7 protein-coding genes and 2 pseudogenes are annotated in these 11,874 nt (G+C 67.4%); 3 read left to right on the top strand and 6 right to left on the bottom strand.

Annotated elements, in window-relative coordinates; genetic code table 11:
- Positions 1 to 320: 320 nt before the first annotated feature.
- From truA to eccB, 3 genes are all read left to right on the top strand, one after another.
- Positions 321 to 1,202 (top strand): tRNA pseudouridine(38-40) synthase TruA, encoded by an 882-nt coding sequence (truA, locus tag HMPREF2656_RS05140; protein WP_083279290.1) that lies wholly within the window; start codon positions 321 to 323, stop codon positions 1,200 to 1,202.
- Positions 1,203 to 1,251: 49 nt separating this feature from the next.
- Positions 1,252 to 3,411: a DUF6541 family protein gene (locus tag HMPREF2656_RS05135; protein WP_070570997.1), complete on the top strand. Its 2,160-nt coding sequence runs from the start codon at positions 1,252 to 1,254 to the stop codon at positions 3,409 to 3,411.
- Positions 3,412 to 3,508: 97 nt separating this feature from the next.
- Entirely contained in the window at positions 3,509 to 4,804 is a 1,296-nt protein-coding gene (eccB, locus tag HMPREF2656_RS05130; protein WP_070421280.1) for a type VII secretion protein EccB, read from the top strand.
- Between the two features lie 333 nt (positions 4,805 to 5,137).
- On the opposite strand, the pseudogene HMPREF2656_RS12475 reads toward eccB, so the two are convergent.
- The 6 genes and pseudogenes from HMPREF2656_RS12475 to HMPREF2656_RS05100 all read right to left on the bottom strand — a co-directional run.
- Positions 5,138 to 5,482: pseudogene (locus HMPREF2656_RS12475) on the bottom strand (integrase core domain-containing protein); the annotation flags it as partial.
- On the bottom strand, positions 5,388 to 6,449 hold the full coding sequence (locus HMPREF2656_RS05120) for a transposase (protein WP_256375550.1): 1,062 nt from the start codon (positions 6,447 to 6,449) through the stop codon (positions 5,388 to 5,390). The pseudogene HMPREF2656_RS12475 and the gene HMPREF2656_RS05120, both read right to left, overlap by 95 nt.
- A gap of 312 nt (positions 6,450 to 6,761) precedes the next feature.
- Complete coding sequence (locus HMPREF2656_RS05115; protein WP_070421283.1) at positions 6,762 to 8,534, bottom strand: penicillin-binding transpeptidase domain-containing protein; 1,773 nt, start codon at positions 8,532 to 8,534, stop codon at positions 6,762 to 6,764.
- A 111-nt stretch (positions 8,535 to 8,645) separates the two neighbouring features.
- Positions 8,646 to 9,530: a serine hydrolase gene (locus HMPREF2656_RS05110; protein ID WP_070816028.1), complete on the bottom strand. Its 885-nt coding sequence runs from the start codon at positions 9,528 to 9,530 to the stop codon at positions 8,646 to 8,648.
- Positions 9,527 to 10,408 (bottom strand): LysR family transcriptional regulator, encoded by an 882-nt coding sequence (locus HMPREF2656_RS05105; protein WP_070421285.1) that lies wholly within the window; start codon positions 10,406 to 10,408, stop codon positions 9,527 to 9,529. The genes HMPREF2656_RS05110 and HMPREF2656_RS05105 overlap by 4 nt, the downstream gene beginning before the upstream one ends.
- 522 nt (positions 10,409 to 10,930) lie before the next feature.
- Positions 10,931 to 11,488 (bottom strand): annotated as a pseudogene (locus tag HMPREF2656_RS05100) (NADPH-dependent FMN reductase).
- Positions 11,489 to 11,874: the final 386 nt, after the last annotated feature.

Below are 11,874 nucleotides of genomic sequence, written 5' to 3'. Positions count from 1 at the left end.
CCGACGTCTACACCGACAAGGACGGTGTGAAGCAGTACCCGCTGGTGGCGCGCATCGACACGGTGCAGCTGATCGATTCCAAGAAGGAGTCCGCTGCTCGCGCTGCCCGTCGCGGAGGCGAGGCGGCGACCGCCGCCCTGGCTGGCGCTGAGGGCGAAGAAGTACCGTTCTAACTACGAAACCCCGCAGGGAACGATACGACCTGGGGTTTTGTGAAGCGATTTCAAACGCATCTAGTGGCGCCATTTATGGTTGGGGGCATGGGCGCAGGAAAAAGTGATTTCGACGTTGTAGGTGACCGTGCGGACGATCCGGAAGAGATGGTGCGCCTGCGGTTCGATGTCGCTTACGACGGCACGGACTTCCACGGTTGGGCGCGCCAGAAACCTGCCGGTGGGGAAGAGCTCCGCACGGTGCAGGGCGTGCTGGAGGACGCGCTGAGCCTGATCCTGCGCTACCCGGTGGAGCTGACGGTGGCCGGCCGGACGGACGCGGGAGTCCACGCCGCCGGGCAGGTGGCGCATGCGGATATTCCGGTGTCGTCACTGGACCAGAGGTCGATTGAGGGGGATCCGGGGAGGTTGGTGCGTCGATTAGCGAAATTGCTTGATCCCGACGTGCGCGTTTCGGCAGTGTCCGCCGCGCCCGACGGCTTCGACGCGCGTTTCTCGGCGTTGACGCGCACCTACCGCTACCGGGTGACCACCGCGGACGGCGGCGCGCTGCCCCTGCGCGTGAGGGACACCGCGGTGTGGCCGAAGAAGGTGGACCTGGACGCGGCGCAAGAATTCGCGAATGCCGTGGTCGGGCTGCACGACTTCGCGGCGTTCTGCAAAGCGCGGCCGCACGCCACCACGATCCGGGAGGTCCGCTCGTTCGAGTGGCGCGACGTGTCCACCGGTGAGGAACCCGAGCTCTACGAGGCGGTCATCGTCGCCGACGCGTTCTGCTGGCACATGGTCCGCGCGCTGGTGGCCACGTGTCTCGACGTCGGCTCCGGCAAGCGCGACGGTGAGTGGGCCGCGGCTTTGCTGGGGGAGAAGGAACGCTCTGCCGCGGTGAGTTTGGCACCCGCAAATGGGTTGACCCTCCTCGGCGTCGACTACCCGGCAGATAACGAACTCGCAGCTCGCGCTGCAGTGACGCGCGACCGGCGCGACGCTTCGGAGGTGCACTCCGAGTCTTCCCGGGCGACGGAATAGACTGCTTGGGCAGGAATTGTCCGAACGAGTCGCCCCCGGGAGGTAGCGCATGGATGCAGTCGGTGCCGTGTGGTTGGCCATCGCTGTATTCACATTGCCGGGGCTGATCTTCGCGTGGGTCGCGGGCGCGAAACTGCCCGCTGCGGCCGCGTCGTCGCTGCCCGCGACCTTCGGCATCGTCGGGTTGGGCAGCTGGATGTACGGCGCGATGGGAATCCGCTTCGGGTGGCCGTCGTTCATCGTTTTCTTAGTGCTCATGCTGTGTCTGGCGGCCGGGTGGCGCTACGCGTTCGCGCGGCGGGCGAGAAAACGCGCGGCGAAGAATTGGGTGCGTGCCCTGTGGCCGGGCGACTGGCGGCGCGGCAGTATCGCCGACCCGTCGTGGGTGCTGCCCGGCGCCGGCGTCGTGGCTGGCGCGTGGATGCTGATCGCCAAGCAGCTCGAACTCCAGTCGAAGGTGCCCGGCCAGCTGGACAATATTGTCCAGGGTTGGGACATCCAGTGGCACGTCAATGCGGTGCGCTTCATCATGGAGGAAGGCATTGCCTCGCCCACGCGGATGGGCGAGCTGCAGAACCCCGAAACGCACATCGATCTTTTCTATCCTTCCGCTTTCCACGCGGCGACGGCGCTGTTTGCCAGCGCGGGCGACCTCGCCCCCGTGGAAGCCGTGAACCTCGCGTCGATCGTGCTGCCGAGTCTCGCCCTGACCGCCGGCGCCGCTGGTCTGGCGTGGGCGATGGCGCGCGGCCGCGGCATGGTCGCGCAGATCGCCGCGGGACTGGCCGCCATCGCGGTGTACGCCTCGCCGGTGCTGGTGTGGATCCCGGATTTCGTGGGCATGCGCCCCTACATCGTGGCGATCGGACTGTCCGGCATCGTCATCGCGTTGTTCCACCAGGTGCCGCGCTACCGCGCGCTGGCCCTGCCGACGCTGTTCGCGTTCTTAGGCATGATGCAGGTCCACCCGTCCGCGGTGCTCGTCGTGGTGCTCGCCGTGCTGCTGTACTGGCTGACCTACCTGGTGTGGCGCCCGGACCGCTCGCGTGTTAGCGATGTCCTGTGGCTGGCCATTCCGGCGCTCGGCGCGACGGTGGCGTTCCTCCCGCAGCTCATCGCCGGCCAGACTCAGGCCGAAGAGGTGAACACCTGGGACGCCAGCGAGAATGTCACTTCAGGGGAGGCCTGGGAGAAGGCGTTCAAGATGAGCACCCGCCACGTGGGCGAGTTCTTCCCCGACTTCGACCCGACCATCCTGCTGTGGCTCGCCGGCTTCGGCGCGATCGCCATGGTGGTCTGGCGCGGGCAGGTGTGGGCGCCCGTCTTCTACGGGCTCATGACGGCCAGCGCGGCGCATGCGCTGCACCCGTTCGACGGACTGTGGGAACCGCTTTTGACCCTGCTCGGGTCCCCGCACTACAACTCCGCGCACCGCATCATCACGGTCGTGGCGCTGACCGTCATCGCCGGTGCCGCTGTCGGCGCCGCGATGATCATCCGCGTGTTCACGCTCGCTCCCGTCGCTGCCCGCTACGGCACCCGCCCGTGGGTGTGGGGCACGTCGATTGCCTCCGCTATCCTCGCGGTTCTCGTCGGGTGGGGCACCGGCGCCTGGGCGTCCACCGTCGCCGTCGACGGCGCGAAGATGTCCTTCGACGCCTCCCGCCTCAACGACCGCATGGTCGACGACGACCAGCTCACGGCCTACGCCTGGCTCGCCTCCCGCCCGGAGGCTCACGAGGGCTTAGTCATGGGCGAATCCACCGACGGGTATTCCTGGGCCTACGCCATCGACGGCGTGCCCACAGTCGCCCGCCACTACCTGTGGCCCAACGGCGGCCTGGGCGTCGACTCGAACCTGCTCGCCGACCGCGCCGGCCAACTCGGCGCCGGTGAACGCGGCCGACCGAACGAGAAATCGCCCGCCGACGACGCCGCCGCCGACCTGGGCGTCCGCTTCATCGTCTCCTCCGGCAACACCTTCTGGCCCGGGCCCAAAAACTGGCAGGTGGACAAGGCCCTGTGGACCACCCCCGGCGTCACGCCCGTCTACCAGCGCGGTCGCGTGACCATCTTCGCCGTCAACGCGCAGCTCACCCCAGCTGAGATCAAGGAACTCCAGCGCGACGCCGTCGCCAACGGCGGCTCCACCGAGCTGCCTGAGCTGACTCCGACGAGTGAGGAGCTGGCGGCCGCGGGCGTCGAATAGCGTTGCGCACTTCAGTGCGCATTTTCGGGTTGAAGCCCGCCCCGCATGCGCTTAGCGTCGTTTAAAGAAGCCATTGCTAATCGACGGGGGCGTCCACATGGCTCAGCACACTCATGCCGTTTCGGGGGAGACAAAGCAGGCGCGCAGGCTGTTGCCGACGACGCGTTCGCAGGTTTCGGGGCACCGTTTCATGCGCCGGCGCGTGGAGCACGGGCTCATTTACGGGGATATCCGGATGATTCATGATCCATTGGCGGCACGGCGTCGTTCGGCGATCTTCGGGATGGTCGCGGTGGCGCTCATCGCGGCGGGATCGGGGCTGTTCGCGTGGTTGCGGCCGAATCCGGATCCGGGCGCGGCGGCGATTCTGCGGGCCAATGACGGGGCGATGTACGTGCGGGTCGGGGAGGTAGTGCACCCGGTGACGAACCTGACGTCGGCGCGACTGATCGCAGGCAGTGCGGAGGAGCCGCAGCGCGTGGGGGAGGAGCGACTCACCGAGATGCCGCGCGGTGTGCCGTTGGGTATCGCCACGGCGCCGGCGATGTTCGCGCCGGGTGATGCGGTGGATGCTGCGTGGTCGGCGTGCGAGGGGGAGGAGCGTGTCACGGTTGTCGCCGGGGAACCGGTGCAGCAGCTTGCCGACGGGCAGGCTGTCGCGGTTACTCAGGGCGGCAACGAGTGGATGCTCACCAATGAGGGGCGCGCAAAACTCCCGCCAGACAGCGATGCACAGGGCAGGCTGATCCGACGCGCCCTGGGCATCGACGCGCGGGTCGTCCGCGCAGACATCAGTGCGCCGGTGCTGTCCGCGATCCGCGAACTTCCGCCGGTCCGCCTGCCACACCCATTGCCGCGCCTGTTGCTCGCCGACGGCACCGACGAAGCATGGGCTGTCACACAGCATGGCGGCATTCAGCCCGTTTCGGAATTACAGAAGCAGTTGCTTATCGACGCCGCCGCACCCACCTCAACCTCTTCCCCCTCCCAGATTGCCGCGTATCCGGATGCCCAAGTCCCGCTAGATATCGCCGTTCCGGAGAAAGCGCCGGAGTGGGTTGATCCACAAGGATCGGCCGTGTGCGTGACGGAGTCAGGCTCTGTTGCACTCGTTGCCCCAGATTCGGATGTCTTGACCGCAGGATCGGTCGAGCTGTCCGGTGACAGCCCCGCGACCCATTTCGTCGGGTTAGCCTCCGGTGCTGTCGGCGTCGACACCGGTGCCGGCTACCACGTCGTGTCCGCTTCAGGTCAGCGCCATCTGGTGGATACCAGGGACAACCTCGACGTCGTCGGCGCACTGCACGTGGACACCGTTCCGTGGAGCATCCTCAGTCTCCTGCCCGAAGGCCCGGCCCTCACACGCGAGGCAGCGCTGACCGCGACCTACTGATAGCGCTGCGACGCCAGTCAATCTGGTCTCGGTGCACTACCTTCGCGGCGAGTTTTAGCCGTGGTGAATGGAGCGATGCCGGGGTCGGCCCTGGAGGAGTATCCGTCGAAAAGCGCCCACTGCGACAGCAAGGGCGGCGACGAGCACGACGCTTGCGACCGTGAAACTGCTTCGGTGTGGGGCAGCGGAATCAATGGTCGCAATTGGGCGCGCACGCAGCGGTGCGGTGTCGGGGCTCTGCTCGCGTTCGACGAATGGGACAGCCCGCAGTGGGTCGACGGCCCCGCCGTGCGGTTCCGCGGAGGCGGTGATCATGATAGTCAGTGCAGCTAATCAGGCGGCTTCAAAGGCATTCGGCGAGCGGTAGCCGGACCATGAGTGCAAACGTTTCGTGTTGTACCGGGTGCACCACCGAAACACATCCCGGCGGCACACCAGCTGACTTGGAAAAACAGGCTCATCCTGAAGGACTTCCCGCTTCAGTGACGCGTTGAACGACTCCGCCAACGAGTTATCCGCACTCGTCCCGATCGCTCCCATCGACTGGGTGACGCCGAACTGCTCACACAACCTCCGGTACTGCTCAGAGGTATAAACACTGCCGTGATCCGAGTGGAAAATCGCCCCATTCAGGTCTCCTCGTACCTTCCAGGCCATCGTCAGGGCTTCGGATGATAATCCGCATATCTGTGGGGTATTTGTCGAGGTTAATGCCCAGTGGTTCCCCGGCCCAGGATCGCATCCGGGAAGTGATGTCTGCGACATAAGCGTCCGTGGTGTCGCTGACCGTACCGCCCGCGCGGATGATGCCTTGTTTGATGCCCTCGCCGAGCGTGGAGGCGATGTCGCCGATCTGCCAGGTCACCGGCAACCCCACCGAATACGCCAGGCCTTGTTGGTTGAGGTGTCTCAGAAAGGCCTGGGATCCGCCGGCGGAATCCGTGCGTATCAGCAAACGCTTCCCCCACTCCTGACCATCGACGCGGTTGGGGATCGCGGCCAAGGCCTGGTCGAGGACGTCCTTGTGGTCGTCGGCGGTATTCGAGCCGACGTTGTCCGGACGCAGCAGGACGGCTGCGGGTTCACCGGTCAGCCCGTCGCCGTGGTCGATGATCGCGCACAGCGGGTGGAACCCGTAGTGCTTCTTCCAGGTCGGGGCCGCTTTTTCCTTGTCTGAGTGGGCGAGGATTTCCGTGGCGTCCAGGTCCAGAACCAACGGAGCATCGGTGCTGGCCGCGGCGGCGGGGTTGCGGGCACCGCAGGCGGTCCAGTCCGCGGTACGGGCTGTTTTCATGCCGGCCAGCACCGCGGTTGTGCCGGCACCGGCAGCTTCGTCGTCGTGGTCGGCGAGTTCCTTGCGGCGGCGGTGCACCGTGGAGTGCGACGGCACCTGGTCGACCAGGCCGGTGGCCACCAACGGGCCCAGGAGATCAACATCGCCTGCGTCGTCCCCGCTGAGGGCCAGTGCCAGGGCTAGTGCGGTCATGGTGTGCAGCAGGTTCGGGTTCTGCCACTCGGCCAGTTCCACGTCGATGGCATCGGCGACTTTGACGGCGTCGGCGGTGGCGGCCAATAACATGAGTCCGGCGTTCGAGCACAGTTGAGCAGGAGCGGGGGTACCGACATGGAAGCTGGTAGTCTTCACCCTGAAGGTGATCCTTTCGAGCAGGCAAATTGTGACATCAACAACTACTAATTTACCTGGTCAAGGGTCACTTTCCTTGTATCTTCACCACGTGTCAGCCCGCTTCCCGTGAAAACACCGGGTTACCTTCTCGAATATGTTGACCGACAGTGAACGACCCCTCATTTTTTAACCCAGAAGTTGACGTGACCACCCGAGGTATCGCGGACTTTTGTCCGGAACGTCCTCTTCCGCCCCCTGAATGGGGCTGACCTGCACTAATACTACTTTTGGGGGATCGACGTGAGCGTCGGCCCGGGTGATGGGGTCCGCTCAGCGCCACTCCGACATCGCGTCATCGCGCAGGAAACGGCCCGTGGCCGCCACCGCCGGTCCCGAGGACTCCGCCCCGGCGACGAAGGTGCAGAACGCCAGGTCACCCTTGATGCCGGCGAACCAGCCGTGGGCGGGCCGGTTGCCCCCGACCTCCGCGGTCCCGGTCTTGCCGCCGAGACCGTCGATGTCGCTCAGGCTGGCGGCGGTCCCGGAGTCCACCGTCTCCGCCATCATCGCGCGCAGGGCCCGCACTGTCGCCGGGTCGAGCGGCTCGGGGTCCTGGTCGGCGGTGGTCTCCTCACCCTGGATCAGGGTCGGCAGCACCATCCGGCCGTTGTTGCCCAGGGAGGCCTCCATGACGGCCAGCCCGAAGGGGGAGGAGAGGACCTCGCCCTGGCCGATGGCGGCCTCCACCCGGGCCGCGCCGGGCTCGGTGACGGGGACGGAGCCGGTCACCGTGGTCATGCCGGGCGCGGTGAAGTCCACGCCCAGCCCGAGGCGCGCCGCCGTGTTCCTCATGTCGTCCGGCTCCAGATCCTGGGAGATGAAACCCTGGGTGGTGTTGCAGGACTGGGCGAAGGCCTGCGTCATGGAGACGTCCCCGAGGGCGAAGTTGCCGTCGTTGGGGATGACGCGGCCGTCGATCTCCGCGGTGGCGGGGCAGGCGACGGTGGAGTCGGGTACCACGGTGCCGCGTTCGAGGGCGGCGGCGGTGGTCACCGTCTTGAAGGTGGAGCCGGGCGGGTACAGCCCGCTCAGCGAGACGGGGCCGAGGGCGTCGGCGGCGTCGTTCTGCGCGACGGCGATAACCCCGCCGGTGGAGGCGCTGAGGGCGACGATCGCCGCGGGCTGCTCGATCGGCTCCAGGGCCCGCTTCGCGGCCGTCTGCACCCCGAGGTCCATCGTGGTGCGCACGGGTTCGCTCTCCTCCGGTTCCACCTGCCCCAGGATGGTCGTGCCGGTGGGGGAGGTGGCCTGGAGGGTCCAGCCGGCGTCGGCCGTGATCTTCTCCGACCAGTAGTCGCGCAGGCCGCCGTCCACCGGGGAGGCAGTGTCCCGGGTGGGGCCGAGCATGCGGCCCTCCTCCCGCAGGTCCAGTCCCTTGATCGCCCGCAGGGCGTCCCCTATCACGGCGAAGTCCCGCTCTCGGAGGGTGAACAGCCCCACCGGGGAGCCGTCCCCGGACTCGATCTGGGCGGTGACGGATTCGGCGGTGGAGGTCGGCACGACCGGGCGGACGGCGGCGGCGATCTCCCCGGCCCGCGGGATCAGCTCCGGGCCCGCGGAGACGACGGTGACAGGTGTCCAGGACAGGATGTCGGTGCCGTTGCGGTCGGTCACCGGCAGAGTGAAGGTCTTGTCGTCGGAGTAGAGGAAGCGGCTGTCCCCGTTCAGCTCCGTGGAGAAGATCCGCTTGTCCCAGGTGATGAGGTCGCTGTCCTGTTCGGAGAGGGTGATCGTCCCGGTGGTGGTGAACTCATCGCCATTCGGGACGGTCCAGGTGGCGGTGATCTCGGTGGCGCCGTCCTCCTCGCCGCCGGCGTCCAGTTCCACGCTGGTCCCGCCGATGCCCGCGCGCAGCTGCTCCAGGTCGGCTGCGGCCCGGGCGGGATCGTCGCTGAGTGTGGCGGCACCGGCGTCGTCACCGGCGTTGAAGGCGGCGACGAACTCGTCCACCGCGTCCCGGAACCAGGGCACGGTGCAGGAGGAGAGCGCGAGCGCCGTAGCGGCGAGCAGGGCGGAGACACGGACAGTGGTGCGGGTGGTCATGCCGGATGAGATTAGGCCCACGGGCTCACCGCTACCACGTTCCCGCACGACTTCCGGCCAGTCGGGAGACGAATACCGCCTGTTCGGCGGGGAGTTCTCCGGTGGGAAATCTCAGCGCGACATGCGCAGTTCATCGACGAGTAACCGGGCGATGCGGCCGATCGCGGCGTCCGCGGCCGCGAGGTTCGGGCCGCTGCGGGCTGAACGGGTGATCACGGCGACGACGATGGGTGCCTCCTCGTCGACGGCCACCACGGAAACCTCGCCACGCACGGGGCCGATCGTCCCGGTCTTGCCGTGGAAGCGCACGCCCCCGGCGGGGAAGCCGGAGGGGATCCGGTGGCCCCACACCTGCTGCCCGAGCACGGTCCGGGCGAAGGCACGGGAGACCCCGGTGAGATCCGGGCCCGTCCAGATCCAGTCCAGCAGGCGGCACAGCTGGCGTGGGGTGCTCACCGAGCGGTAGGTGGCCGGATCCTGGTGGACCCGGGGGTAGGAGACCAGCAGCCGGATCGCCTCGCTGGCCGCGGAGCCGTCCTCTGGAAGGGCCGGGAGTTCGGACTCGGTGGTGCCCGGGGCGACGATCGTGGTGTCCTCGAGATTCGCCAGGGAGACGACCTCCCCGACCAGGCCCGGTGGGAGACGCCGCTGCAGCACCCGGGCGGCGATGCTGTCGGAGAGCACCACCATCTGACGCACCAGATCCCGCAGGCTCATCGTCACGGGGTCGGCGAACAGCCCCACTCCCGGGGTCCCGACCGGGCCGTCATCCGCGCTGAGCGTCACCGCGTCGAGCGGATTCAGCAGCCCGCGGTCCACGGCCAGGCAGAAGGCGGCCAGGAGGTGGACCTTGTACATCGACGAGATGCTGGTCTGACTGTCGGCGCCGACCCCGACGCCGGCCGCCTCTTCGCCGACCGGGTGCGCCCAGCACCAACCGTCACAGCCCGCGGCGACCAATTCGGTGCCGATCCGGGCCCGCAGGCTCCTGGTCATCCGGTCTCTCCCAGACGCCCGAGGGAGCGCCGCAGGGCACGGTCCACGACGTCGCGCAGATCCCGCTTTCCGACGGCCCCGCCCCGTTGCGGCGGCACCACACACCGCAGCCGCAGGTGGAAGGCCGTCGGCATCGGGAACGCGGGCAGGCCCCCGAGTTGATCGGGGGTGAGCAGCACCATCGCGCCTCCGGCACCGAGCCGCGCGGCCAGGGCCGTCCGGTCCGGCCACAGCTCGGTCTCCGGGTGCAAGCCGATGGTGAAGAAGGCGTCGGCCAGGCGTCCGGCGGCCGCCGGGCTGACGGCGGCGGTGTTGTCCAGCAGGGTGTGTCCCCGCAACGCCGCCCAGGTCGCGGGCTTTTCGGCGGGCCCGGCGAGCAGCCGGGGAACCTCGTGCAGCTGCCCGCGAGACAACTCACCCGTCGGCGCCGGGTCCTCGATGACGGCACAGTCCAGACGGCCCTCGCCCACCCGGGTGACCAGCTGCGACACCTCGGCCGTGTGCACACTGACCCGGCCGACGTCCCGCAACGCGGAGGTGAGGTCGAAGGCGATGCCCGGCGGCACCGAGGGGGCCAGCCCCACGCGTACCTCGGCCCCGGCGTCGGTGATGGCGTGGGCCATGCTCTGCAGTTCCGTGGCGTCCCGGACCAGAATCCGGGCCTGCGGGAGCAGGGACCGGCCGGCCTCGGTGAGGGTGGCACCGGTGGCGGAGCGGCGGATCAGGTCGAGGCCGAGATTCGACTCCAGACGTTTCAGCCCCTGGGACACGGGGGACTGGGTCAGCCTCAGCCGCTCCGCGGCACCGGTGACGCTGCCCTCCTCGGCCACGGCGACGAAGTACTCCCAGTGCCGGAGGGAATTCGGTCGAGTTGTCATGTGCCCCGAGCCTAGTGGAGGGGACTCTGACGAGCTGAGCGAGGTACGGGGAACAAGGGCTCACCGGGCCTGTCGTGCAGCGGATTGCCGTGGTGGGTCCAATTCAGGCGAAGATGCGTATGACAGCCGAACCGGCACCGTCCCGGGCCAGGGGAGAGACCCCTTTTCCCACGGCACCAGAACTGATCTGTGCGAGGGGGAATCGGCGAACTTCAGCTACCTGACCGCCACCCTGGATGCGTCCATCCGTGGAGCGGGACCCGCGGTCGGGGAGTGGCCGGGCAGAATCCACCGGGTGGAACCCCGGTCCCCTTCGAGGACGACCCCGACCTGACGGACAAGCGGTTTACGGGCAGTGGAGGAGATCCTCGACTGAGAGCCGCACGCCCGAGGTGGTCCGGGAGATGCGGGGCAATCCGGAAGAACTCGAACGGCTCGGCATTGAGGCGAGCAACGAACGACAACGCGGCGGGAAACCACAGGTTTCTCGCCGCGTTCGGCCTGGTTCAGACCAACTACCGGTCAGCCGCGCAGCGTCTTGAGCGCCTCCGACCAGGCGGTGACCTGGTTGAACACATCGGTGAGAGCGCCGGTGGCGCCTTCGGTCGGGGTGAACTTCGACATGTCCTCGAAGTCGGAGCTGAAGGGCAGGAACACCTGGGCGCGGACGTCGGCCATCTGCAGTTCCGCGGCGATCAGCCGCCACGCCTCCACGGAGCGGGTGCCGCCGGCGCTGCCGTAGCTGACGAAGCCGATGGCCTTGTTGTTCCACTCCGCGTACAGGAGGTCCACGGCGTTCTTCAGTGCGGCGGGCACGGAGTGGTTGTACTCCGGGGTGACGAAGACGAAGCCGTCGTAGGAGGCGATCTTCTCGGCCCAGGCCTTGGTGTGATCCTTCGAGTACTGGCCCATGGCCGGGGCATGGGCTCATCCAGCAGGGGCAGGTTCTGGTCGGGCGATGTCCACGAGCTCGAACTCGGCGCCGCCGTGCTGCTGCGCGTGCTCGTGCACCCATTCGGCGACCTGGGGTGCCAGGCGGTTGGGGCGGGTGCTGCCGACGATGATGGCGATGCGGGTCATGGTTTTACCTCCGAATAGTGGTGGTGGTGACATTCCCGTCTCCCACGCTAGCTGTACTTCCCCGTGACGTTGTGAACGCGTTGCAGGGGGAGTTAACCCTCCGATAGCAGTGTGAGCCCGGTTGCAATTGTAATCGTGGATGAACCCCGCATACGCTGCGGGGTTATTTTTTCAACCATTTCACACGCCAATTTGCTGCGAATCACTTGTGCAGTTTTACGGTGCAGTGGTGCGGTGCTTTTACTGGCGTTTCTGCTGCGCAACTCACTGCACTATGTAGTGTCTGTGACATTTCATTAACACGTAGGTTGCACTGTGTATTGGGCACCCATTTCATCGACACGTTTACTGGGGGGTGTCATGATTCCGGTGGACGGTGAAACCCA

The sequence above is a fragment of the Corynebacterium sp. HMSC034B08 genome (assembly GCF_001835805.1).
Lineage (GTDB): Bacteria > Actinomycetota > Actinomycetes > Mycobacteriales > Mycobacteriaceae > Corynebacterium > Corynebacterium coyleae.
The sequence above is the reverse complement of the archived record's forward strand: the minus strand, read 5'-3'. Positions and strand labels throughout refer to the sequence as shown.